Genomic DNA, 25,253 nt, shown 5'->3' on the forward strand with positions numbered 1-25,253 from the left:
ATCTCGACCGCGAGCCTCCGCGCGGCCGGTCCTACCCGGCGGAGCCCTATCCCGAGGACGACCCCGACTGGGGCCCCTCGCGTGACCGCACCTACCGGCCCGAGCGCTATCCGGCGGACGACATGGACCGGGAGCCGCCGCCCAACCGCAGACACCCGCGGGACGACGGCTGGTCCTGGGCGGAAGAGGAACGATGACCGCCGAGGGCGAGGCCCGGACCTCCCCCGACCCGGTCGTGCCCGTGCCGGACGGGGGTCGGCACCCGCACGACCGGGCGGGGGAGCGCATCGCCGAGCGATTGCTGAGCACGGTGCGGGAGGACCTGGGGCGGGCCGACTCGAAGGCCGCCGTGCTCCTGTCGGGGACGCTCGCACTGCCCGCGTTCCTGATCGGATGGCACGGTGCCCCGGGCTGGCAGGGCCCCGCCGACGTCACGCTGGTCCTCGCGGGCCTGCTCTGGGCCGGCGCGGTGATCGCGCTGATCGGTGCTCTGATGCCGCGCACCAGCACTGTCCGCGGCCGGGACGGGGTGACGTACTTCGGTGACCTGGCCGCCGCCCGCGACCTCGAAGGGCTGACCGCCCAGGTCGCCGAGGCCGGGCTCGACCCGGCCGAATGGCTGCTCGTCCAAGCCGTGGACGTCAGCTCGATCCTGTCCGCCAAATACCGGGCCATCCGCTGGGGCATGGGCTCGCTCGCCCTGTCGGCGGCCCTGGCACTGGCCTGGGGCCTGACCCCGCGCTGACGCGTGGCCGGCCCGCACCAAGCACTCCATGCAGAAACGAACCAGGAATCAGGGGACGGCCGTGGAAAGAGTCACGGGAAGACGGCACACAGGAAGGGGCCGGGCGCGCCGCGCCCTGGTCCCGGTGCTGGCAGGCGCCGCGTTGTTCGTGTCCCTGCTGGCACCGGCCGGTCAGGATCCGGTGCCGGCGGCGCACTCCGCACCGGCGTTCCCAGCGGTCGACTACGCGGTGGCCGTGGACGAGTCCGCGAGCCTCGCAGCCGAGGACATGAAGGCCGAGAAGGCCGCCGCGGCACGGATCGCGCTAGGCGACGTGTCCTCGGACTCGCATGTCACCGTCTTCGGTTTCGCCGCCGCCGAGTCCGGCGACCAGCGCGCGGTGGACCCGGTGTGCCCGCGCACCACACTGGACGCGGCGGGCCGCGAGACGATCGGCACCTGCGTCGGCAAACTGCGCAGCCGCACGAAGAAAGAGGGCACCGGCACCGACTTCCCGAGCGCGATACGCCAGGGCGTGCACGATCTCACCGACGGCACGGACCCGTCCCGGCCCCGGGTGCTGTTCCTGCTCACCGACGGGTACATGGACGTCACCGACAGCCCCAAGTACGGGGCCCGCGAGCACCGCAAGGCCGAGGGTGAACGCCAGCTGGGCCTCGCGCTCAAGGAGGCCGCCGCCCAGAACGTGCAGATCTGGCCGCTCGGCTTCGGAGCGCAACCGCGGCTGGACGAGCTCAAGCGGATGGCCCGCGGCGGATACCAGAAGGGCTGTGTCGACCTGCCCTCCGCCGCCCCGCAACCCCACAAGGTCAAGGCGGCGGACATCGGCTCCACGCTGGAGGACATCTTCGCAGCCGCCCACTGCATGCGTCATGACGACGGGGACAGCCAACGGCCCCCCGGCACCCTGAAGGTCGGCATCTCGCCGCTCGCCACCGTGGGCAGCATCGTGGTCGACAAGGGCGACCCCCAGGTGAAGGTCACCTACTACGACCCGAGCGGCGACCGGGTCCCCACGCGCGGGTCGTACAAGAAATCCACGTTCGAGCTGGCGGGCGACACCGGTCCGGTGGAGGCGCTGAAGATCGTCGACCCGCTGCCCGGCACCTGGAAGGTGAAGGCCGAGGCCCCGGAAGGACACCGTTCCCTGCCGGTCTCCGTCAGCGTGCTGTGGCAGGGCGAGCTGCGCGGCGCCATCACCATGGACCCGCCCTCGCCGCAGGCCGGGGACAAGGTCAAGGTGACCATGCGGCTGCAGACGCGCGAGGGTTACGAGATCAAGGACCCGCGCGACTACGCGGGGCTGCGGGTGCGCAGCGAACTGACAGGTGACGGCTTCGGTCCCCGCGCGCTGGACCTCACGGACGACGGCAAGGGGGCCGACCCCGAGGCGAGCGACGGTGCCTTCACCGGCTCGGCGCGGATCCCGACGAGCGCCGACGGTGCGCTGAAGGTGAGCGCCACACTGACGGCCTCGGGGCTCAGTGCCGACACCCGCAGCGAGGCGGGCCAGGTCGCTCCCGGCCAACTGCCCGTCACCACCGCGCTCGACCTGCCCGCGGCGAGCGTCCACCCCGGCGCCACGGTCACCGGCAGCCTGGCCGTCCACAACACCAGCGACACCGCGCACACTCTGCGGCTCACCGTGGCCGATCTGCAGCCCGGGCTGCTCTCCGTCACCCCCGCCGAGATCACGGTCAAGGCCGGCGAGTCCGGCACCCGGAAGGTGAGTGTCGAGGTCGCTCCCGCGAACGTCTTCGGCGACCGCCTCGGCGACGACGGGCTGAAGCTCGCCGGCACCGTCACCGTCGTCGACACCACCGACCACGACCGGGCCCTCGTACGCGCCCCGCTCTCCGTGCGGGTGACGCCCGAGCCGGGGATCTGGGAGCAGTACTGGTGGGTGTTCGTGGTCGCTGCCGCCCTGGTCGTGCTGATCGCCCTGGTGGCCGCCACCTGGGTACGGCAGCGCCGCCGGCGCCGGGACCCGCACGGCCTGGTGCTGCGGCTGGTCTCGGAGGACGGCAGCGTCCTCAACGAGCACCGGGCGGGCCACGGCCACAAGCAGTGGTACGAGTTCGCCGTCGCCGAACCCCACCGCAGCCCGCGCATCGAACGGCGCCCCCACGGCCCGTACGCAGTCCGGCGCAGCCCCGAAGGCGGGGCGGTCCTGCGCAAGCAGGGCGGCGGCCGGACCCCGGTGCCCGCCCAGGGGCAGGTCCCCCTCACCGACACGCTCTACCTGGCCCTCGGCGGGGACGGCCATCCGCCGAAGGACGGCGACAGGTCGCGGTCCGTCTCCACCGGCCCCACGCCCGGTGCGGGCGGCAGCGGCCCCTACGTCGACTACGAGTGACGCGCCGCCGGGCGGCCACCTCACCGCCCGATCCGCCCGGCGCACCACATCGCGGCCACCGCGCCGCGCACACCACAGACGTTCCCAGCACGAACCCGCGGCCGCCCCGGCCGCGAGCGGGGAGGAAACCATGAAGATCTTCCAGCCGATGCTCTTCGTCGGCCTGGGCGGCACCGGGGGACTGGTCGGCGCCGAACTGGAACGCAGACTGCGCACCGAACTGTGCGGTCCGGACGGCATGGCGCTCAGCCGGCAGAGCGGCCACGCCGCCTTCCAACTGCCCGACTGCCTCCAGTTCGTGTACGCGGACTACAGCGAGAGCGACCTTCAGCGGCTGCCGCAGTTCAACGTGGACCGGTCGCTGCGGGCCGCGTACGCCCGCACCTCTCGCGCCACGCACAACCTGCTGCCGAACTTCGACAGTTCACCCGAAGTGACCAAGATGCTCCGGGCGAGCCTGCGCGAGGAGGTGGCCGGCTGGCTGCCGCCGATCATCGACGAGCCGGAGGTCACCCCGCTCCACAACGGCGCCGGGCAACTGCCCACCGTCGGGCGCGCCGCCCTGTTCGCCACGCTCCGCCATGGCCTCGCTCCGGTCCTGGAGCCGCTGCTCCAGGCGATCGACGCGATCGCCAAGTCGGCCGGTGAACTGAGCGAGCTGGGCGGCGGCAAGGTCAGCGGCTGCGACGTGTTCGTCGCCTTCTCGGTGGCCGGCGGCACCGGTGCCGGGATCTTCCTGGACTATCTGCACCTCATCAATTACGCCTTCCAGCTGCGCCGCTTCGACGGGGTGAAGATCTACCCGCTGGTCGTGATGCCGTCGTCGTTCGCCGCCGCCACCGGCGGCGGGCGCGAGGCGGAACTCAACGCGGCCCGGGCACTGGTCGACCTGTTCCGGCTGGTGGACCGGCAGAACGCGCCGCGGGAGGGCGCGGAGATCGGCGACCTCGACCACGACTCCAGCTTCGGCATCCGCTACCCGGGCACCACCCCCGTCCGGCTGCGCACCGGCATTCTGCCCACGGCCTTCCTGTTCAGCCCGACCGCCGGCATCCGGGCGGACGACCTGCGCCGGTCCATCGTCTCCCTGGTGATGTCGCTGATCGGCACCGAACTGGGCGACGGACGCTCACGGGGCCGGAAGACGGCGGCCGACGACGACTACCAGACCTTCGCCGCGAGCTTCATCAACCGGGGAGTGGCCCGAGGTTCCCTGTCCCCCACCGGGATCGGCCGGCAGGGCGTCTCCACCAGCCTGGTGGCCTCCATGACCGCCCCGATGGACCAGCTGGCCGACCTGGTGGCCGGGCGGGTGCTGCGCGAGGCGGTCACGGATCTCGTGGAGCGGCCGCGGGCCGCGTTGCGGGACGGCGCGGTGCCGATGATCCGCCAACTGTTCGCCGACTCCCACCTCGAAGAGCTGTGGGAACGCAGGCAGTTGGCGGTGCCCGAGCCCGATCCGCTGCCGCGTGGCGGCAAGAACATCGAGCAGGCGCTGGGCGAGCGCGTCGTCGACATGCAGCGGCTCGTGTCCGACCTGCGGGCCGAGGCCGACCGCCAGGCCGCCGTGATGGCCGACCGGTTCGCCCCGCGCCCCGCCATCGACAAGCTGCTGCAGAACGCGGACCCCTTCCTCGCCGAACGCGTCGTCAGGGGCATACCGGACAGTGACGAGGGCATCGCCCGGCTCGGCTTCCTCGGCATGCTGGACAGCCGTGCCCGTGCCCCGCAGCGCCCGCCGGGCGTCACCGAACAGCCGCCCAAGATCCCCCGGATCAAGGGCCTGCTGGCCGGCATGGCCCCGGCCCGCTGGGGCGACGACGCCGTACAGGCGGCCATCCAGGAGCAGGACGCCTGGTACCAGTGGCGCTGCCGGTCGGTGTGGCACGAGGCCTGGCGGGAGCAGCAACAGCACTGGCAACCCCAGGCCGACGCGGCCGGGACCGACCTCGACCGCCTGGTGCGGGCCTTTCGCACCCACGGCGACCAGGAGCGCAAGGCCTCCGCGCGCAAGGGCCACGAACTGTACGAGGACCGCACCGGCATCTCGTATCTGCTGCCTCCGCAGCGCACCCTCAACCACTTCTACGAGGACGTGGTCGCCCGGCTGATCCGCCGCGAGGGGCTGCGCGAGACCGACTACGTGGCCGCGCTGCTGCTCAAGCTGGTCGACGGGGACAGCTGGCGCCAGGTCCACGCGCGCAGCCGCCGCGACCCGGAGGGGGCCGTGGCGCAGGTCAAGGGGCAGCTGGAGGCCCGGATCACCCGGCTGTTCGCCGAGAGCGGCACCCATCTGGAGGAGCGGCCGCTGCTGCCGGCCATGGGCACGCTGCTGGCCGCCGCGGCGGGCAGCACGGACGCCGTCGACCAGGTCAGCAAGGAGGCACTGGACCTGTTCGGACGCAAGCTGACCGGGCTGCTGCCCGTCGGATTCACCCCGGAGGGCACCGGGCCGCTCCGGGTCCTGGTCACCCACCCCAGGGTGCAGGCCGTGGAGGAGGTGCAGGAATACCTCGGCAAGACGTTGCGGCTGCCGGCGGACGCGAAGAACTCCGTGGAGTACCGGGGTGTGGAGAGCGACTCGATCACCGTGGTGCTGTTCCGCAGCGAGATGAGCCTCACCCAGGTGCCCGAGGCCCGCAAGGTACTGCGCCAGTGGGCCCGGGCCAAGGAGTCCGAGCAGGCCCAGGACGTGCTGCGGTGGCGCCAGCGCACGGGCTACCGGGACAACTGGATGGTGAGCAGCGAGGAGGACCGGCGCACCATCCTGCACCGGCTGCTGTGCTGTCTGTGGAACGGCCAGGTGGACGTGGTGGACGGCGACCCGGCGTCGCCGGACCGGGTCCGGCTGCGGCTGCACTCCGAGACCGGTCCGAACGTGCCGGGTGTCCGGCTGCGGCTGGGCGACTTCCCCGGCGGAGTGTCGAGCTGGGCGGAGCTGCTGCGGTCGTACGAGCGCTGGACGGTCCTCGACGACGAGCGGATCGTCGAGGACTACTGCCGCGAACTGATGGGCGCTCAGCCGCTGGGTCTGGCCCGCACGGGCAGCGAACCGCATCCGCTCTTCGTCGACCTGGTCGAGAAGATCGCGCCGCGCCAGCTGGAACTGCTGACGGACCGCAGGGAACGGGGCGGCGAGCGGGTCGAGGGCTGGGTGCGGCCGCTGTGGGAGTTCTGGGCGGAGACCCTCCCGGCCGCTCTGGACAAGGAGTTCGGCGATCAGCGCGCCGTTCAGCCGACCCTGCGCACCCTGCTGGAACACGTGCGCGGCGGCACGGCGACCCGCCCCCGCGGCCGCGACGACATCCCGCAACCCCGGCGCGCGGCATCCGATGACGACGACTGGGGCACGGCGCCCGTCTCCTCCTACGACACCCACCGGCGCGAGGGCGAACGGGACGAGCCGAGCGGCAGGAACGACACCGGCGGTTACCGCAACGAAACGCGCTACGGCGAGGAGAGGCCGTACGCGGAGGAGAGGCCGTACGGCGACGAACGGCGGTACGGCGACGAACGGCGGCACGGCGACGAACGGCGGTACGGCGACGATCGCGGTGGCCGCTTCCGGAAAGAGGACGACGAAAGCGGCGACGGCCGGGCCGACCGGGAGGGCCGCCGTGACGGCAGGTCCCCCTCGGAGGACGGCGCGGACGGACGGTCCCGCCGCGAGGACGCTCCTCCCCCGCCGTGGGACGAGCCCGGTGGCCGGGAGGCGTACCGCGGCGGCGACGAGCGTGACCGGTCCCGCCGCACCCCCTGGGACGGAGACGCGCAGTGAGCATGCCTCAGGACTTCGACTCGGTCATCCATCTGGACCTGCGGGCCGGAGCGGCCGAACTCGACAGCGCGTCCGCGCTGCGCGGCAGGGTCGCCCGGCAGCTGGGCCGGGCCGGACTGGCGGACCCCGACGACCCGCTCTTCCTGGTGGTCGACACCCCGGCCGGCCTCACCGACCACCAGCTCCAGTACGAACTGCTCACCGGCTACCGGGCCGTGGGCGAGGTCAGGCTCCTGGTGCTGCTGGTCGGCAGCGCGCCGGGCTCGTACGCCGGTGAGGACGAGGCGTTCCAGCCCGACCGTCGGCTGGTGCGGCCCGCCGTACTGCGGGCCTCGGGCACCGCGCTGCTGTGGGCCGGCGATCTGCGCTCCGCCCGTACCGCGCTCGAGCAGCCCGCGCCCGACGACCCGGACGCGCTGGCGGTCCTCGTGGACGTGCTGTCGGTTCCGGACCTCTACCTCCGGGTGCTGCACACCATCGGGTCGCTGCCCGAGGCCGTCGCCGCGCCCGGGGTGCGGCTGCTGGAGCAGGACCTGCCGCCCGAGGTGCGCGACCGGGCCTGGCGCGACGCGCTCACCCGGTTCGCGGGCGAGGACAGCGAACTCCCGCCGGACGTCGTGCTCACCGCCTCGTCCGCGGCCGATCTGCCGGAGCCGCTGCGCTCCCTGATGGCGATGCCCGGCGGCCAGGACCGGCGGCACCGCGAACCCGGCGGCGTGGCCGACGACGCCTACCGCGCCTGCGCGGACGCCCTCGACCACGCCGCGGACGCGCTGGCCGGGCTGCAGACCCTGCCCGGGCTGCTGCGGCCCACCCGCAGGGAGGCGTTCGAGGCGGACGTCGACCAGGCGCACCAGGCCCTGGACGAGTACCGCGAACTCGTCGGCACGGCCCTGCGCGGCGGCGGTGGCACGGCACCGTCCGCCGCCGAATCGGCTGCCCGCCTCGCCGCCCTCGGCCTGCGGGTGCCGTCGGCCGAGGGCATGGGCGAGCGGATCGGCGAGGGCCTGAAGGAGTTCGCGGGGAAGCTGCTTGGCCAGGGACTGCCCATGCGCGCGGTGGCCCAGCGCTTCACCGGTCTGGCGGGACGGGTGGAGCCGGTACCGGGCTCCGCGCTGCTGCCCAAGCTCGCCGCGCTCCCGCACGCCCGGATCGACGCGCGCGGGGGCGCCCCCGGCGCCGACGCCGCGGCCCGCAAGTCCGGGACGGCGGGCGCGGCGGTGCCCGGCCTCCCGGCGGCCGCTCCACTGGCCTGCGTGGCGGGGCTGCTCGGCGCACTGTGGCAGGGGCCGTACCTCGCGCTGGCCGTCGTCGTCCCCCTGCTGTTCGTCGGCATGGCGGTGCTCGGGGCGGCCCGGCTGCGCGAGGCCGGACGGCCCGGCCGCTGGGCGGTGGCCCCTCGCATCGCCGCGTTCTGCGGCGCGGTGGCCGGGGCGGCCGTGGCGCATGCGACCGGGCCCACGGTCTGGCTGGGCGCTCTCGGCCTGCTGGCCGGTCTCGGCCTCGCATGGGACACCGCGCGCCGCCTCTGGCGTGCGGCGGCGGGCGCCTGGGCGCCGGGCCGCACAACGGCCGTGCTGCGCCGGGCCCTGGACGGGCTCGACGCTCTGCTGGCCGAGGCGGTCCGGGAGCACTGGGCCGTCGAGGAGCGCCTGTACTGCGCCGATGCCGCCCGGTCCGTCGCCGGCATGCTGCGGGCGACGGCGGCCGCGGCCGAGGCCGAGGCGGTACCCGAGCCGGAACGGCTCGCGGCGGCCGCCGCCTTCGGCGGGCCGGACGACGGGACCCCCGTCGAGGACGACTGGCTCGCCGGCCCCTCCGCACTGGAGGCGGACGACGCCCTCGACGGCTCCGACGACGCCGAGGCCGACTGGGCGAGCGTGTACGCCTGGCAGGACAGGCCGTCATGGGAGGAACCGGCCGAGCGGGAGGGCTGGGAGAAACGGGCGGGGGAGAGCCCGGATAAGAACTCCGCCATCCCCTTGGGGGATCGCACCAAGGGGGTTCCGCGCTGGCTCGACCGGGAGAGCGGCGAGGGCGGACCTGAACTGGTCGCCACCCTGGCCGCCGATCTCACGGACGCCGCCCTGGAGGCGATGAAGCAGTACTGGGGCGCCGTCGAACGCGGCCAGGCCGGCACCCGTGCCGTCCGGCGCACCGAGGAACGGGTCCGTGAGCTGCTGTCGACGGCCCGCCGCCACCTCCAGCACAACGGCGTGCTGGCCCCACCCCCGTTCGCCGCTCCCCGTCGCGTCCGCGCCACCTCCGCGAGCCTGCTCGGCACCGACCCGCACGGACCGGCCGAACTGGTCCGCGCGGAGGCCGACCGGCAGGCCGTGGTGCAGCTGTCCTCACCCGAGCAGGGCGCGCTGCTCAGCCGCGACCCGGCAGCCGCGGGGTGGATCAGATTCGCGCCGAGAGCCGTACGCGACGAACTCGAGAAGGCCTGGCGGTCGAGCGGTACGGCCCAGCCCGAGGAGGTCCTGTGGACCTCGTCGGGACGGTACGCCGGCCTGGTGCGGCTCACCCCGCTGCGGATGGGTGTGGTGGACACCGTCCGGCCCCGGTACGGCTCCGGGACCGACGACAGGACGGATCCGTACAGCCGGTCGGAGACGGATCCCCGAAGGGACGGTGACCGCTGGTGACCCGCGCCACGCACCCCGACTCACCGGACAAGCTCGCGTTCACCCTGCCCTCGGGCCGGCGCCGCGTGACTCCCGCCCGCTTCGGCCGGGAGTCCCGGCGCGACCGGCTGCTGCCCCAGCTGATCCGCAACTGCCTGCTCGACGACGACGCAGAGCAGTGCGTACAGGTACGCCTGACCGCCGCCGACGCGGCCAACCCCGCGGCCCGCGCCCTGCTGGACGCCGAGGCGGGCACCGCCCTGCACCTGCACCGCGTGCTCGACGACACCGAGTACGCGGCGCTCTTCCCGAGGATCATCGGCTACGAGCCGGACGCGGCAGAGCCGTTCCTGCTGTACGCCGCTCCGCGCGGCGCCCCCGCCGCGCGGACCCATGTGATGGCCGCGACCGACCAGCAGCGCCTGACCCGGGACCTGATGCTGGCCCTGTGCCTGCTGGACGGACAGGGCCTGGTGCCGCGTGGTGTCTCGCCCGCCACCGTGCTCTGGGACGGCGCCCGGCTTCAGCTGTGGGGACTGGAGGCGGTGACCAGGACCGGCCTGCGGCGCGGCCCGTGGGGCCGGCCGCCCTTCTGCTCGCCCGAACAGCGCCAGGGCGAAGGACTCACCGACTCGCGGGACGCGGTGTGGAGCGCCGCCCAGGTGCTGTACCGGCTGGTGACCGGCCGGCCGGGCCCCGCCGACCGGGCGCCCGCCGACCTCGGTGAACACCGGGTGCTCGACCGGACGTTGCGGCAGGCCTTCGCCCCGCGGGCGGCCGACCGGCCGACACCCGACCAGGTGCTCGACCTCGTGGCGCCGGGAGCCGCCCGGCGCGCCCGCCTCACCCTGCCCGCCGACGAGACACGACCGCACCGGGAGGCCTTCGAGGAGGCGCTGCGCCTCAAACGGCAGGCCCCTGTCACCGTTTCCGAGGACGCCGCCGGGGCGACGACGGCCGGGCGTGGCACCGGCGAAGTGCTCTGCCCCTACTGCCTGGAGACCATCCAGCTCGACCTCGCGAAGCTGTTCGTCACCGACAGCAGGATGCAGTACCAGCCGCTGGACCTCGCCGGCATCAACAACCCGGTCCGGCGGCACGACATCATGCGCGGCGCCGTCCAGAAGTGCACGGCCGACCCGGAGTTCCCCGAGCACTTCATCCCGGTGCCCTATCTGACGTACGGCCGCCCGCTGACCGTCGCGATGGTCGGCCAGTCCTCCACCGGCAAGAGCCATCTGCTGACCCAGATGATCGCGGCCGTCACCGACGGCGGCCTGGAGCCGTTCGGCCTGAAGTGGCAGTCCGTCAATCCGGAGCAGCACGCCCGGTTCGTACGGGAACGGGTGCAGCCGCTGCGGGGCGGCCAGGTCCTGGACCACACGGCCGCCCTGGGCCTGGACGACTTCGCCCGCTTCGTGGAGTCGCTCCTGATCACCGACGCCCGCGGACAGGTGCGCCCGGTCGCCTTCTTCGACCTCGGCGGCGAGGACCTCGTACGGACCGACGCGGCGCTGCGGTTCCTGCTCGGCGTCGACGCCATGATCTTCGTCGTCGACCCGGCGCTGGCCCTGCCGCTGCCGCAGCTGGACCACGTCAGGGAACGCTGGGGGGTGGAGGTGAACCGGGACGGCGACCTCGCCTTCGGCACCGTCCTCGACCGGCTGCGGAAGAACGGCCCGTACCTGGACGTGCCGGCCGCCATGGTGCTCGGCAAGGCGGACCTCCTCAGGTTCCGGCCGCCCGTCGACCGGTGGCTGAGCCGGCCGCCGGCCACCTCGCTCGACCCCGCGCTCATGCACGAGGAGAGCCGGGACGTGTACGGGCTGCTGCGCCGGCACGCCGGGCAGGCGTGGCTGCGCCCGTTCGACGCGATCCGCCGGTGCACCCTGCACATCGCGTCCGCCACCGGCGGCCAGGAGGACCACGGCCGCTATCCGGCGGGCGCGGGGCCCCGGCGGGTGCTGGAACCGCTGCTTGCGCTGCTGGCGATGCACGGGCTGATCGACGTGCCGGGCGGCGCCGAGGCGCTGGCCGTGGGAGAGGCGCCCGTGCTCGAGGCGGTGCCGTGGGAGGACGCAGAGGAAACAGCGGGATCCGGGGGATCCGGGGGAGAGGTGCTGCAGTGAACGGCTTCCAGGACCGGGACTCGGTGCACCAGGTCGTCTTCCGCTGGGACGGCAACCACGGCCGCCAGGACACCGGTATGAACGCCGTCGCCCACTCCTGCTCGGCGGCGCGTGCCGGGGAACTGGGCCGGGAACTCGGCCCGTTGCTCTGGGTGTCCGGTGCGGCGGCGGCACGGCCCAGCGTCGTGCGCACCCTCTCCCGCGACGGCGACGTCATGCTCGTACAACGCTGGCCCACCACCGACCGGGCCGGCCGGCCGAGCACGGTCAGCCATGTCCTCGTCGGCGACCCCGGGATCCTGAAGACACGTCAGTGCCTCGGCCTCGCGTGGAACGGCGGCTGGCGGTTGCAGGAGAAGGCCGAGCAGGCGTCCGGCCCGCAGCCGGAGCTCAGCCGCGGGAAACTCGACGAGCTGGCGCTCAGCCGGCTGCCGGACATGCTGGAGCTGCTGCCCACCGTCGAACACGCGCTGATCCTCGCCACCGCGGAGCTGCTCCGCGATCCGGCCCAGCGGGTGTCGCTGCTCCTGGAGGAGAAGGCGCCGCGTGACTGGCCGGATCCGGAGGGGGTGCCGCTGGTCTATCTCGGGCTGTTCCTGATCTTCGGGACCTGGCTGCGGCACGAGTGGACGTTCGCCACCTACGACACGGTGGACACCCATCCGCTGCGGCTGATGTCCGTCCCGCGCTGGGAGCCGGACACGGGCGGGTCCGGCCCGCTGGCCCGGGTCGTGGGCCGCCAGCCGACCCGGCCCGGGTTCGAGCACCGGGCGGCGAAACGGCTGGTGGAGCATCTCCTCGCGCACCCGTACGAGGCTGCCGGCGTGCCCCAGCTGGTCAAGGAACTCGCCGACGGCGCGACCCTCGACTGGGAGCACCGGCGTGCCCGCCTCCAGGCCGTCCTCGACACCGACCGCCCGCCGGGCCACAGGGCCGCAGCACCGCCGCCCCTCCCCGCGGACACGCCCCGCCCGGCGGAACAGGGCCCGGCGCGGGGCTGGGAACGGGAGCGGGGCCCGGAGCGGGACCGGGATCGTGATGTGGATCGGGGACTGGGCCGGGGTCGGGGGCTGGACCGGGACTTGGAGCTGGATCTCGACCCGGATCCGCACCTGGATCTCGACCCGGATCCGCATTTGGATCGGGACCCGGACCCGGACCCGTACCTGGATCGGTATGTGGATCGAGACCCGGAGCCATTGCAAGGGGGGCACGACGCAGAGGAGCGGCCCTGGGATCAGGAGCAGGCCCGGGCCATGGCCGGTCCGGAGCCCTGTCCGGAACCCGCAGCCGCACCACCTCCGCTGCCCCGTCAGCAACTGCCCGAGCACGGGCCCGGCGGGCAGCAGTGGCCCGCATCCGGCGGCGGGTATCCCGTGGCAGGCCAGGGTGTCCCGGCCGCCCCCGACCCGTACACCCTCCGCCAGGACCTGCGCGAACACCGACGCGCGGACGGCATGCGGCGCAGTCTCCTGATGGCACAACTGGGCGCGCAGCCCGACGAGTTCCTTCTGGGGGAGCTGCGCTCCGGCGACCTTCCGCCGGACTCCGTGGATCTGGTGCTGAACGAGCTGGGGAGACAGGCCCGCATCGAGGTACGGCACCTGGAGATGCGGCACGCACTGTGCGCGGAGGTGCTCCGCGAGAGCCTGTACCTCACACCGCAGGAACCGGGCGCGGAGCAGGCGTCGAGGGCGGCCATGGCCGATCGGGCCGCCGTGCTCTTCCACTGGGCCGTGGCTCCGCTGGCCCGGGACGAGCGCTATCTGCGCGATCTGCAGGAGCTGTTGTACCGGCTGGGCCGGGACCGTCACCCCACCATGGGCAACTGGCTCTGGCAGACCGTCGTCGAACCGGCGAACGGCCGGGTCCCCGACCTGCCGCCCCTCCTGTGGAGCCAGCTCCTGCGGGAGGCGATCAGCCGGAACGGCAGACCGCCCGCCGTCCCGCCGCCCGGCACCGCCCCGCTGCCCAAGTCCCCCATGGCTGCCCCCCCGGCCTCTCCGGTCGTCCCGGAGTCCTCGGCCCTCGCCGGGCACCAGCCCTCCTACGCCGCCTGGCTCGCCGACCAGACGAACAATCCGGGCTGTGTGATCGGGACCGGTCTCCTCGTGATCGGCGTGCTCATCACCATCGTGCTGATCTTCGTATGACGAGGAGCGACATTCCGTGTCACTGTGCTGGGCGCCACCTCACCCAGGAACTCGTCAAGTCCGGCTCCGTGGCCACCGGCTGACCGACCGACCCGACGGCCACACCGCTCCCCTGTGGCGGTGTGACCGTCGGAGCTTCAGGGGTCGGCGCCGCAACCTGCCGCAGTGCCTCCGCGAGGTCGAGGAGCTGCTGCTCTTGTGACCGCACTTCACCACCGAGCCGGGACGGCCGTCCGCCGATCGGTGAGCGGCGAGGGCCGTGATGGTGTAGCGCTCATTCATGTCTCCTGTGGAGGCGAGAACGCCAGACGTGAGATGGCTGTGGGTGACGTGCGGGGGCCGTACCTCTCCGGCGGCCGACCCTCCATCACGATCAGGGATCATGCTGCACCTAGTCATGGATGTCAATTGGCGCCTCAATCATTCCGTCGAGACTCCCGATGGGCTACAAATGTGGCCCCCCTGGTGCGGTGCGCGCCTCTCTGGCGCTAACCTTCTGTGCGCCGCCCACGCGGGTGTACCGACGACGAGGCAGGAGACCGCCTTTTTATGGAGAGCACCACCGGGGTGGAGGACCTTGCGGCGGCCCTGGCATCGATCAAGGCGGAGCTTGAGGAACTGGGCCACACCATCGAGGTGATCAACTTCGACCGGCTCACCGACGAAACGGGCATCGCCGAGGCGACGGTCCGCAAGCTCTTCGCGGGGGATTCCGTCAGCCCCGACGAGGTCGACCCGCCCTTCAAGGACCGCCTGCGGTTCCTCCTGGACACCCGGCTCAAGGAGAACGGGCGGAAGCATACGTTCCAGGAGGTCGCCGACGCCGTCGGTGTGGCCAAGTCGACGATCACCAATCTGTTGAACGGCTCCCGCAACCCGGGATTCGACGTCAGCAAAGACCTGGCGGAGTTCTTCAACGCCCCCGGCTTCTTCACGCTCGGACCGAAGACGGCACTCCTGACGGCCCTCGAGCCCGTTCTGGAGCAGGCACGGCTGATCGCCGAACTCAAGGGCCGGCGGGTGGAGCGCGTGGCTCTGCGGGGAAGCGTGTCGGCCGGCAGCGACCAGTTGTCACGCCAGTTGCAAGCGGCGATCCACCAAGTGGTCGAAACGGCCCAGCGCGCGTCCCAGGCGCCGACGGCTGCGGACGGTGGCGACGAGGACCCTGAACTCAGTGAACTCGCCGCCACGATGCGCTCGTTGCCGGCCAGACACCGCAGGAGCGTGATGGGCATCCTCAGAAATGCGGTTGGTCTGGCCAAGCACGACGACTGACGACAGCTTCTCGATGCGGTCCGCGGTCCGCGGCCTCGTGGCGCCCGGCCGGCCCACGGAGACCGTCCGTCACCTCGACAGGCGCCGCACGCTTCTCACGGCGCGGTACTGACGCGCCAGGACGCCGAGGGCGGCCGGGATCGACGGCCGCGCCCCGCCGTGCAGGAGGGAACCTCCCTTGCGTCGTACGGCCTGGAGATGGAGAACCTGAAGGGAGATCAGGGCTCGCAGAAACGGCCGGCAGGGCGCGTCGACCAGATCAGGCAGTCCCCGGCACGCGGTGAGCGCGGTCTCGGCGAGATCGGCCTGCGCGCCGACCAGCCGCCCCAGAGCGGGAACGCATGCCTGCGACTTGCTTCGCAGGTCCTCGATGGTCAGCCCGTACCGGTCCAGTTCCTCGCGTGCGATGCCGATGCGGCCCTGCTCGGCGTCCTCGGCGAGATCGGCCAGGAAGTCGATGCGCTGCCACCCCTCGATCAGCGACCGGCATCCCTGCAGGAACGGCTCGTCCACACCTGCCTTCGGCGCCGGCGCGATCAGCGACGCGGTGAGCATCAGGGCCGGGAGCGAGTAACTGTCGATGTAGGCCTGGTAGTCGGCCTCGCTGTCGAAGCCGGTCCATTCGGCCTCGACGGGCGCCCCGTCCAGGAAGTCGTGCACGCGCGCAGCCGTGTGCGGGCATCGGCGTGCGGTGTCGGCGAGCGCCCGGAGCAGAGCGGACGCGGGAGCACCCGGGCCGGGGTCTGCATCGAGTGCCGCCCCGACCTCACGGTGCCATGAAAGCAGTGCTTCCTTGCGGGTGCCGACCTCTCCGGCGTCGATCCGCTCGTCGGTTTCGTGCATGAAGGCGACCATCGCGACGACGGACGGATGGAGCTGCGCGGGGAGCAGCAGCCGGGTGGCGAGGTACTGGTGGAGGGCGAACTTCCGCACCAGGTCGCGCTGGGCGTCGTAGGCTCGCCGCAGCGTCGGGTCAGTGATGCCGGCCTCGGTCAGGGCCGCGGGCCATCGGGGCACTGCTCTCCTTCGGTTGGTGGTTCCGGTAGGGGCACGGACGGTCAGCGGTCCAGGAGGACGCGCGCCGCGCGCAGCAGGACATGAGCGCGGGTGAGGGTTCGCGGATGCTGTCGCATGTGGACGACGTCCATGTAGACACGGTTGATCTCGGGGTCCCGGACCGACGCTCGGGTGATCTTGTCGCCCACCCAGCGGATCAGGGGATAGCCGCGTGGACGGGGGCCGGTGACGTGCGGCTGGGCCAGGTCGGCGGTCGTCGACAGTTTCCACCCGGCGTCGATGAAGACGTCCGCGCGACGGAAGTAGTCCCAGGCCGGAGCGTGCGGCGCGGCTCCGGAGCGCAGGTGCATGGCGAGTGCGCGGGCCTGCAGAGCCGCGAGGGTGAGCCCTTGCCCGTAGACCGGGTTGACGGAGGCCATGGAATCGCCCACCGCGACCAGTCCGCCCGGAAAGCGACTTGTCGCGCGGAACAGGCGGCGTCGGCTCTCGGGGAAGTGGAAGGTGTCGACGTCGCCCTGCAGCGCGCAGTGCTCGGCGACCTCCCGCAGCGGGGCGACGCAACGGCGCATTCTGGCGATGAACTCCTGTGGGTCCCGGGTGGGGCGGTGACCGGCGTAACCGGCCAGGACGACCGTCCACCGGCTGTTCTCGACCGCCGCAAGTGCTCCGGGTTCGCAGCGCGCGGGCTCGTAGCCGCTTTCGGGTCCTGGGGCGGAGTGCGCGATCACTGTCCCCGGGAGTTCGCTGCCCCGGTGGAATGCGGCCGTGGCGTAGCCGAGGTCGATCCGCATCCGCTCCACGGGCGGCACGGGCCACCCCTCCTTGCCGAGCCAACTGCTCAGGCGACTCGACCGGCCCATGGCATCGACGACGAGGTCGGCGGCGAGTGTCGTCTCGTGCTCGTGCCCGGCCGGGGTGTAGCGGACGCCGCACACGCGGTCGCTCCGCACCAGCAGTCCTTGGCCGCGGCCGGCGAGGAAGCGCACATGGGGCAGCTCTCGCGTGCGCCGCCGTACGGCGCGTTCGATGAACGGGCGTGTGGCGCCGAGCATTTCGACGTCGTCCAGGGGAGGGCGCGGCCTGCCGTCGACGTAGAACCGGACCGCTCGGCCGCTGCCGACCAGGGCACCGCCCGCGGTCATTTCCCCGGTGATGCCGGGAAACCAGAGTTCCAGCTGCGCATGCCCCATGGCGAGCAGGGCGTGCAACTGGTGCCGGTGCGGTGCGCCTGGGCCGGTTGCCTTGTCGTCGAGGTGGTCCGGTTCCACGATGACGACCTCTTCGGCGAACTCGCTCAGCACGCGGGCTGCCAGGAGACCCGCGTAGCTTCCGCCAAGCACAACTGCCCGTTGCACGGGGCTCCCCTCCGAGCCCGTGACGGCTCAGCTCCGTTCGAATGGGTAGGTCGCCGAGAAGCACGACCGGACGGGACACTACAGTGCCGCTGCGCGAGTCCGGGGCGTCCCTTCGCCCTCCCGGGCAGAGCGGACCACCTGGAGCGATGACTCCACGAGAGGGGCACGGAGCGCTCGGGCCACGCGTACCAGGCGGGTCCTCTCCTGGGCGGCGGGCGTGTTCTTTCCCGGGGCGAACAGGGCGGGTCCGGCAGAAGCGGCCGGTGCCGCGCCGTCAGAGCCTGCCGCCTGGAGGCGTTCGACCGCGTCACGCAGGACCGCGGCCGTCACGGCGGCTTCGAGCTCATGGGGGGCGAGTCCCTTCTTCCCGAGGCCCAGCCGGCTTCGGAGGACGTCGGTCTTCATGGCCTCGCTGTGCAGGCTCGCGACCGCCTGCGTCGGCAAGTCGCTGATCCAGGCGCGCCGTTCCAGCTGCCGGATTCCGTCGAGGATCTCGATCACTCGTCGATGAAGTGTCCACCGGACATTGAAGAAGCGATTCGGCTTGGACCGCTCGGGACCGGCCGATGCTTGCCGGTCCCGGTGATCCGACCGGCGCTGGCCCGAGCCCAGGGACAGTTCCTGGTCGACCCCTGAGACGACGAGATCCCACAACGGCTGCAGGACCGCGATGTCCCGACGTTCGCCGAGCCACTTGCTCAACGCCGCTCCGGAGACTCCGTAGCAGGTCATGATGGATCCCACGACGCCGAAGGCGGAGCCCAGCACGCCCACGTCGTCGAGTTGGTGGTGACCGAGGGCAGCGGCTGCGGCCGCGGGCGCCGAGCACACCACGTACCCGGACGTCACGAGCATGCTGCGCCCGTACCAGCGGACGGAGTGCATGATCGCCTTGTCGTCGGCCCGTGCACGTCGCGTGCGACGCCATGTGTGCACCGTTCCGCAGGTGAGCATGGTCAGAAACACGCAGAGGAAGACCTGTACCTGTGGATGGACCACCTGCTCGGTATTGAACTTGAGCGGATCGGCCGGGCCGCCCAGATCCGTGGTCACGAACGCGACGACCATGATCGCCAAGGAGATGCCGTAGGCGACCGCCCAGGTCGCGATCTGCCGCCGGACCCATTGCGGCTGATCCGACCGGGACGGGGTCCACAGGATCGTCAACAGGTGCTGCGTCCCGAAGCACAGCAGGATGCCCAGGTAGATCGGCAGCGTGGGGAGCCACGGCTGACCGGACGCCGAACCGAGGCTCCGGTACCCGAAAGGAGAGGCGACCACGTAGACGATGCCGCCCAGTCCGTGGGTGGCGACCTGCAGGCCCAGCGCGAGAGAAGGGGAACGTACGAGGGCTGAGGCCTTCCAGAGGGCGATCGTCAGATGGAGGGAGGCGATGACCAGGTAGACAGTGGTCGCGCTGCTCTCAGACACCAGTCCTCCGGTGGGTGAAGCTGAAGGCGAGGCCATGTGCGTCGGACTGTTGAAGCGCGATCTTGCGGTCCAGCGCGACAGTGGCGAAGGCCTCGACCTGCCGCTCGACCGGCGAGTCGTAGTGAGACCGTTGGAAGAAGGCGGTGACCGTGTCGGGGTTGAGCGCCGGCGTGAGCTGGACCGCCAACTCCCGCGACAGCGGGCTCTTGTCGCCCGCCTCGACAGGCACCCTGACGTCCTCCGCCTTGTCGAAGAGGAAGTGCCCCAGTTCGTGGGCGATGGAGTTCACCCGGGTGAGTTCGCTCGCGTACTCGTCGACCGCGATGTAGTCCCCGTCCGGGGTGGCGAGGGAGAACGCACTGACGGTGGACGGCATGTCGATGTGCAGTACAGTGATTGGGTTGCCGCGCCGCTCGGCGACGAGCTCCACCAGGCCGTCGATGCTCTGGACGCTCGAGAGGCCCAGGTCCCGGCGGATCTGCCGGGCAGCCGCGTGGGTTTCGCGGCGTATGGCGAACTCTTCCCTGACCATGGCGATCCAGCGTGACCACTCCCGTTGCCGATGGCCCGCCCTCATGATCGGCCGCATCCTCGCCCCCCTCCGCCCGGGTCCGTGGCCACCGCACGCCGGCTGAACCCATGCGGCTGAATCTGCAGACCGGCAGGGAACTTCTCGCCGACGAGAGTGGCGGTCCGCGCAGCACGGTGATCATGTCCGGGTGGCGCGGTACCGCGGGAGCGAGGCGACTCAAGGCAGGTCGATCGATCCGCAGTGCCCGGTTGCCGGAGCCATGCCCGGTGCGTGGCCCGAGGGCCTGCTTGTACGGCCCCGGTGTCCGCTCCTGCGGCGGATCGCGCGATCCACCCCGTCATCCGTTCTCCTCACCCAGCCCCGACCACACCCCGGAAACCGCGTTCAAGTCACCAGACCCGGACAGTGTTTCAAAGCGTGTCGACCAACGCGCCGTCAACTATAGTTCCGGAACTTCAAGTGGCGGGCCGCACGCCGTGGCCCGTGACGCCTGGCCTGTCGGCGGCTGGACCTCATTGCGGTCGTGAGCCGTGGCTGCCTGGCATGCGGATGTGGGCGTGCACGCCCACCAACACAGCGATACGGGCACTGCAGAGGCCGTCGCTCCGCTTCTCCGGTTGAATGCCTGTGTGGCACAGGACTTGGACTTCGACGAGGACGACCTGCGGGCGCTGGCGGGGCCACGCTCGTTCGAGCGGGGCCGAAATTATCTGGCCGAGGTGACCGCTGTGGAGGTCGGCGACGGCTGGATCACGGCCACCGTTCACGGGACGGACGCCTACCAGGCGGAGCTGACCCTGGACGGGCCCGACGGCTTCGCCGGGGAGTGCGACTGCCCGTACGGCAGGGAGGGCAACTTCTGCAAGCACCTGGTCGCCCTGGGCCTGACCGTGCTCGCCGAGCCGGAGGCGGTGCCGCGGCAGCGCGGCCGGGCCAGGACTCGTGCTCAGGAACTGGATACGTGGCTGGCTGCGTGCTCCAGGGACGAGCTGCTCGCCCTGGTACGGGAACAGATCGCCGAGGACCGGAAGTTGGCGCGTCGGCTGGCGCTGCGTGCGGCGAGCGCCCGAGGGGACCTGGTCGAGGTAGGCGCCCGGATCCGGGAACTCCTCGACACCGCCCCCTTCGCACGGTACGGCTATGTCGAGTACGCCGATGCCCACGCCTACGGCGAACAGGCCTCTCAGGCGGTGTCCGCGATCGCCGCGCTGATCGCCGCAGGGCGGGCCACGGACGCGATCTCCCTGTCCCGGGAGGCGATGCGGCTATTGGGCGAGGCGCAGGACGCGATCGACGACTCCGACGGTCACCTGGGTCGAATCGGGGCCGCGCTCGCCGAAACCCACCTCGACGCGTGCCGCGCAGCACGCCCCGACCCGAACGAGACCGCGCGGTGGCTGGTCGGCCATCTGCTCAGCGACCTGGACGATCTCACCGGCATTGACCCCCTCGACTATGAGGATGTCCTCGGCGTACAAGGGGTGTCCCGGGTAAGGGAGTTGGCGGCTGCCGCCTGGCGCCGCAACCGCACCGGCTGGGCGGAGAAGTACCTGATGGAACGGCTGGCCAAGGCGGAAGGGGACGTGGACGGATGGGTCGCCGTGCACGCGGCCGACCTCGCTCCGGACGGCAGCACCCACCTGAGCGTCGCCCGCGAACTGGACACCGCCGGCCGCCCGGACGAGGCCCTGCGGTGGGCGGAACGCGGCATTGAGGAAACACCCGACGACGTGACCCCCGACATCGCCCTGATCGACTACCTCTGCGACCGCTACACCCGCGCCGACCGGCTCTTCGACGCCGTCGCTCTGCGCCGCACCCAGTTCGCCGCCCGCCGTTCCCTGGTCGCGTACCAGCAGCTGCGTACGGCGGCACGGGCGGCCGGCTGCTGGCAGGCCGAGCGGGAACCGGCCCTCGTGCTGCTGCGCGCCGACGCCGGGCAGCGGCAGCGGTCCTGGAACGGCGGCCCGGTCCTGGTCGATGCCCTGCTCGACGACGGGGACATCGACGCTGCCTGGCGGGCCGCGGTCGAATCGCGTGCGCACGACCGGCAGTGGCTCGCTCTCGCCGACAGGGCCCGCGTCGTCCGCTCTGCCGACGCGCTCGGGGTCTACCTGCGGCTGGCCGAACCGCTCATGAAACAGACGGGCAACGCCGTCTACGACCAGCTGACCGGTCTGCTGCTGAGCATGCGCGACTGCCATCGCCGCCTGGGCACCGAAGACGAGTTCACCGCGTACCTCGCCGCTCTGCGTGCCGGCCAGAAGCGCAAGCGGAACCTGATGAGGCTCCTCGACCAGCACGGCCTGTGACCCTGCCGGAAAATCGGTGGCGCCCGAGTGTGCGCGCATCTAGGGTTGGGCTCACTTCGTGCAGCGAGCTGTTGGCCGCTGCTGTCGGCCGAGTGAGGAACGGGAGGTGTGACCGATGGCTGTCTCTGTGATGGGCGTTGCCCGCAACCAGCAGATCATCCACTCCACCTCCGTGGCCTCCGGCTGACCTTTCTCACAGCGCAGATCTGCGCGGAGCCGGGGCCGCCCTTCGAAGGGTTTCCCTTGAATCTCTCTTCCGCTTCTGCTTCGTCGCACTCTCTCGCCCTGTACGGCTGGGACGAGGACTGGGCCGCAGAGTTCACCGTGTACGCCGACCAGGGTCTGGTGCCCGGTCGTGTCGTGCGGGTCGATCGCGGTCAGTGTGACGTCGTCACCCCGGACGGCATCGTCCGGGCCGACACAGAGTTCGTCGTTCCTCGTGACCCGATGAAGGTCGTGTGCACGGGGGACTGGGCCGCCGTCGATCCGGAGGACGGCGACCCGAGGTATGTGCGGACGCTGCTGCCACGCCGTACCGCCTTTGTCCGCTCCACCTCCTCCAAGCGGTCCGAGGGGCAGATCCTCGCGGCCAACGTCGACCACGCCGTAGTCGCCGTGTCCCTCGCCGTCGAACTCGACCTCGGCCGCGTCGAACGCTTCCTGGCCCTCGCGTGGGAGTCCGGCGCACAGCCCGCGGTCGTCCTCACCAAGGCCGACCTGGTACCGGACCCGGTGACGCTGGGCCACCTCGTCCAGGACGTCGAGACGACCGCGCCCGGCGTGCCCGTGCTCACCGTCAGCGCCCTGCACGGCGACGGCCTCGACACACTGGTCGCTCTCGTCGGCTCCGGCACGTCCGTGCTGCTCGGGCAGTCCGGCGCCGGCAAGTCCACCCTCGCGAACGCCCTCGTCGGCGAGGACGTCATGGATGTACGGGCCGCCCGTGACGTCGATGGCAAGGGCCGGCACACCACGACCACGCGCAACCTGCTGCCCCTGCCCTCCGGGGGCGTGCTCATCGACACCCCCGGGCTGCGGGGCGTCGGCCTGTTCGACGCCGAGGGCGGGGTCGGGCAGGTGTTCTCCGAGATCGAGGAACTCGCCGTGCAGTGCCGCTTCCAGGACTGCGCACACGAGTCCGAGCCCGGCTGCGCGGTCCGCTCCGCCCTGGAGAGCGGGGATCTTCCGGTACGACGGCTGGAGAGCTACCGCAAGCTGATGCGGGAGAACCAGTGGATCGTCGCGAAGACGGACGCGCGGCTCCGGGCGGAGATCAAGAAGGACTGGAAGCGGAAGGGAGCGCAGGGCCGGGCGGCGATGGAGGCCAAGCGGGGCCGCCGGCAGTAGGGCCCCGGGTACGGTGACGCGTTCCCGGCGGGTGGCTTCGGCGCCCGCCGGGAACGACGGCCTGCGACGGGGCCGTGGCAATGCGTCCGTGCACGGCCCGCGGCACAGTGGTCTGGGCTGAGCAGTCCCCGCGCGCGGACCGGCACGAACCGCCCGTCGGCACGGCCGACGACCTGCTGCCCCGACGGGACGACGACCCGTGGGCGCCCCGGCTCACCAGCGCCGCTCAGCTGCACGTCCGATTCCCGCTGGCCCTTCCCCGCCGCCGCGACCGACACTGGAAGACGTGATGGACGAGGACACCAGGTACGAAGCGGTACGCAGCCGTGACGGGCGGTTCGACGGGGCGTTCTTCTTCGCCGTCGAGACGACCGGGATCTACTGCAGGCCCAGCTGCCCGGCGGTCACCCCGAAGCGGCGCAACGTGCGGTTCTTCCCGACGGCCGCGGCCGCGCAGGGCTCCGGCTTCCGGGCCTGCCGGCGGTGCCGCCCGGACGCCGTCCCCGGCTCCGCCGAGTGGAACGTCCGCGCGGACTCCGTCGGCCGGGCCATGCGGCTGATCGCCGACGGTGTCGTGGACCGCGAGGGCGTCGCGGGTCTCGCCTCCCGGCTCGGCTACAGCGCCCGGCAGGTCCAGCGGCAGCTCACCGCCGAACTGGGCGCCGGACCCGTGGCGCTCGCCCGAGCCCAGCGGGCGCACACCGCACGGGTGCTGCTGCAGACCACCGACCTGCCGATCACCGAGATCGCGTTCGCGTCCGGGTTCGCCAGCGTGCGGCAGTTCAACGACACCGTCCGCGAGGTCTACGACTCGACGCCGACCGAGGTACGGACCGCCGCACCCCGGGGCCGGGGCAGCCGGCGGGCCACCCCGGGCGCCGGCATCCCCCTCCGGCTCGCCTACCGCGGGCCCTACCAGGCCGCCGCCGTCTTCGACCGGCTGGCGCGGGAGGCCGTACCCGGCGTCGAGGAGGTGAGCGGCGGCCCCGGCGGCCGCACCTACCGGCGTGCGCTGCGGCTGCCGTACGGGACCGCGCTCGTCGCCGTCGAGGAGCGCACCCGGGTGCCGAAGACGGTCGGCGGCACGCATCCGGGCGGCTGGCTCGACGCACGGCTGCACCTCACCGACCCACGGGACCTGACCACCGCCGTACAGCGGCTGCGGCGGCTGTTCGACCTCGACGCCGACCCGTACGCGGTGGACGAGCGGCTCGGCGCCGACCCGAGGCTCGCACCGCTGATCGCCGCCCGGCCCGGACTGCGCTCGCCCGGCGCCGTCGACCCCCTGGAGCCCGCCGTACGAGCGCTGGTCGGGGTCGCCGGAGCGGAGGACCTGGTCCGCCGGTACGGCAAGGCGCTCGACGCCCCCTGCGGCAGCCTCACCCACCTCTTCCCGGAGCCGGCCGCCCTCGCCGGGGCCGAGCCCGGCGGGCCGCTGGGCGCGCTCGCCGCCGCCCTGGCCGACGGCACCGTGCGACTGGATCCGGGCGCCGACCGGGACGACGCCCAGGAGGAGCTGCTCGCCCTGCCCGGCATGGAGCCGGCCGTCGTCGCCGCCATCCGCGTTCGCGCCCTCGGCGATCCCGACGTGGCTCCGCCCGGCCTGGACGCACCCGACACCTGGCGGCCCTGGCGTTCGTACGCCGTCCAGCATCTCGTTGCCGCAGGGGAGTTGACCGACCGATGAAGCCGATCCACTGGACGAACGTGGACACCCCGCTCGGCCGGCTGCTCCTCACCGCCGACCCGGACGGCGCACTCACCTCACTGTCCGTGCCCGGACAGAAGGGCGGGCGGACCGTCCAGGACGACTGGCGCCACGACCCCGGGCCCTTCCGGGCGGCCGAGGAACAGCTCGCCGCCTACTTCGCGGGTGAACTCAAGGACTTCCGGCTGCCGTTGCGCACCCACGGCACCGAGTTCCGCGAGCGGGTGTGGGGCGCGCTCGACTCCGTGCCGTACGGCGCCACCACCACCTACGGCGAGATCGCCGCCCGCATCGGCGCACCCCGCGCCGCGGTCCGCGCCGTCGGCGGGGCGATCGGCGCCAACCCCCTGCTCATCGTGCGCCCTTGCCATCGGGTCATCGGAGCGGACGGCTCGATGACCGGGTACGCGGGCGGACTTGAGCGGAAGGTGTGGCTGCTGACGCTGGAGGGCGTGCTCCCGGCATAGGATCTTCCTTTCGGATCAGGG

General features: G+C 72.4%; 16 protein-coding genes and 1 pseudogene. 13 read left to right on the plus strand and 4 right to left on the minus strand.

Going from position 1 to position 25,253, the window contains the following annotated elements:
- The 8 genes and pseudogenes from ACIRU3_RS10460 to ACIRU3_RS10495 form a co-directional block, all read left to right on the plus strand.
- Nucleotides 1–197: pseudogene (locus ACIRU3_RS10460) on the plus strand (hypothetical protein); the annotation flags it as partial.
- The gene (locus tag ACIRU3_RS10465; protein WP_404054236.1) at nt 194–745 is read left to right on the plus strand and encodes a Pycsar system effector family protein; all 552 of its coding nucleotides are present in this window, start codon (nt 194–196) and stop codon (nt 743–745) included. The pseudogene ACIRU3_RS10460 and the gene ACIRU3_RS10465, both read left to right, overlap by 4 nt.
- A 28-nt stretch (nt 746–773) precedes the next feature.
- Entirely contained in the window at nt 774–3,101 is a 2,328-nt protein-coding gene (locus tag ACIRU3_RS10470; RefSeq protein ID WP_404054239.1) for a VWA domain-containing protein, read from the plus strand.
- 130 nt (nt 3,102–3,231) lie between these two features.
- Nucleotides 3,232–6,879 (plus strand): tubulin-like doman-containing protein, encoded by a 3,648-nt coding sequence (locus tag ACIRU3_RS10475; RefSeq protein WP_404054241.1) that lies wholly within the window; start codon nt 3,232–3,234, stop codon nt 6,877–6,879.
- Nucleotides 6,880–6,881: 2 nt separating this feature from the next.
- Nucleotides 6,882–9,527, plus strand: coding sequence for a hypothetical protein (locus ACIRU3_RS10480; protein WP_404054452.1), 2,646 nt, complete (start codon nt 6,882–6,884; stop codon nt 9,525–9,527).
- Nucleotides 9,524–11,635 carry a hypothetical protein gene (locus ACIRU3_RS10485; RefSeq protein ID WP_404054244.1) on the plus strand — a complete coding sequence of 704 codons (2,112 nt, stop codon included), beginning with the start codon at nt 9,524–9,526 and terminating at the stop codon, nt 11,633–11,635. The genes ACIRU3_RS10480 and ACIRU3_RS10485 overlap by 4 nt, the downstream gene beginning before the upstream one ends.
- Nucleotides 11,632–13,788, plus strand: a complete 2,157-nt coding sequence (locus ACIRU3_RS10490; RefSeq protein ID WP_404054247.1) for a hypothetical protein — start codon at nt 11,632–11,634, stop codon at nt 13,786–13,788. Before ACIRU3_RS10485 ends, ACIRU3_RS10490 begins: the two co-directional genes overlap by 4 nt.
- A gap of 498 nt (nt 13,789–14,286) precedes the next feature.
- Nucleotides 14,287–15,063, plus strand: a complete 777-nt coding sequence (locus ACIRU3_RS10495; protein WP_404054249.1) for a helix-turn-helix domain-containing protein — start codon at nt 14,287–14,289, stop codon at nt 15,061–15,063.
- 69 nt (nt 15,064–15,132) lie between these two features.
- Here the strand turns inward: ACIRU3_RS10495 and ACIRU3_RS10500 are convergent, their stop codons facing one another.
- From ACIRU3_RS10500 to ACIRU3_RS10515, 4 genes are all read right to left on the minus strand, one after another.
- A complete protein-coding gene (locus ACIRU3_RS10500; RefSeq protein ID WP_404054252.1) occupies nt 15,133–16,080 on the minus strand; it encodes a phytoene/squalene synthase family protein in 948 nt (315 codons plus the stop codon).
- A gap of 41 nt (nt 16,081–16,121) precedes the next feature.
- On the minus strand, nt 16,122–17,435 hold the full coding sequence (locus ACIRU3_RS10505) for an FAD-dependent oxidoreductase (protein ID WP_404054255.1): 1,314 nt from the start codon (nt 17,433–17,435) through the stop codon (nt 16,122–16,124).
- A 78-nt stretch (nt 17,436–17,513) separates the two neighbouring features.
- Nucleotides 17,514–18,866: a DUF6545 domain-containing protein gene (locus ACIRU3_RS10510; protein WP_404054258.1), complete on the minus strand. Its 1,353-nt coding sequence runs from the start codon at nt 18,864–18,866 to the stop codon at nt 17,514–17,516.
- Nucleotides 18,859–19,443: an ImmA/IrrE family metallo-endopeptidase gene (locus ACIRU3_RS10515; protein WP_404054260.1), complete on the minus strand. Its 585-nt coding sequence runs from the start codon at nt 19,441–19,443 to the stop codon at nt 18,859–18,861. Before ACIRU3_RS10515 ends, ACIRU3_RS10510 begins: the two co-directional genes overlap by 8 nt.
- 584 nt (nt 19,444–20,027) lie before the next feature.
- Here ACIRU3_RS10515 and ACIRU3_RS10520 point away from each other — a divergent pair.
- From ACIRU3_RS10520 to ACIRU3_RS10540, 5 genes are all read left to right on the plus strand, one after another.
- The gene (locus ACIRU3_RS10520) at nt 20,028–21,710 is read left to right on the plus strand and encodes an SWIM zinc finger domain-containing protein (protein WP_404054262.1); all 1,683 of its coding nucleotides are present in this window, start codon (nt 20,028–20,030) and stop codon (nt 21,708–21,710) included.
- 243 nt (nt 21,711–21,953) lie between these two features.
- Nucleotides 21,954–23,057, plus strand: coding sequence for a ribosome small subunit-dependent GTPase A (gene rsgA / locus ACIRU3_RS10525; RefSeq protein ID WP_404054265.1), 1,104 nt, complete (start codon nt 21,954–21,956; stop codon nt 23,055–23,057).
- Nucleotides 23,058–23,131: 74 nt separating this feature from the next.
- Nucleotides 23,132–23,347 carry a hypothetical protein gene (locus ACIRU3_RS10530; RefSeq protein WP_404054267.1) on the plus strand — a complete coding sequence of 72 codons (216 nt, stop codon included), beginning with the start codon at nt 23,132–23,134 and terminating at the stop codon, nt 23,345–23,347.
- The gene (locus tag ACIRU3_RS10535) at nt 23,347–24,744 is read left to right on the plus strand and encodes a DNA-3-methyladenine glycosylase 2 family protein (protein ID WP_404054455.1); all 1,398 of its coding nucleotides are present in this window, start codon (nt 23,347–23,349) and stop codon (nt 24,742–24,744) included. The genes ACIRU3_RS10530 and ACIRU3_RS10535 overlap by 1 nt, the downstream gene beginning before the upstream one ends.
- Nucleotides 24,741–25,232, plus strand: coding sequence for a methylated-DNA--[protein]-cysteine S-methyltransferase (locus tag ACIRU3_RS10540; protein ID WP_404054270.1), 492 nt, complete (start codon nt 24,741–24,743; stop codon nt 25,230–25,232). The genes ACIRU3_RS10535 and ACIRU3_RS10540 overlap by 4 nt, the downstream gene beginning before the upstream one ends.
- Nucleotides 25,233–25,253 lie beyond the last annotated feature (21 nt).

Origin of the sequence: Streptomyces sp. NPDC101151 (genome assembly GCF_044768335.1) — a bacterium.
Classification (GTDB): Bacteria; Actinomycetota; Actinomycetes; order Streptomycetales; family Streptomycetaceae; genus Streptomyces.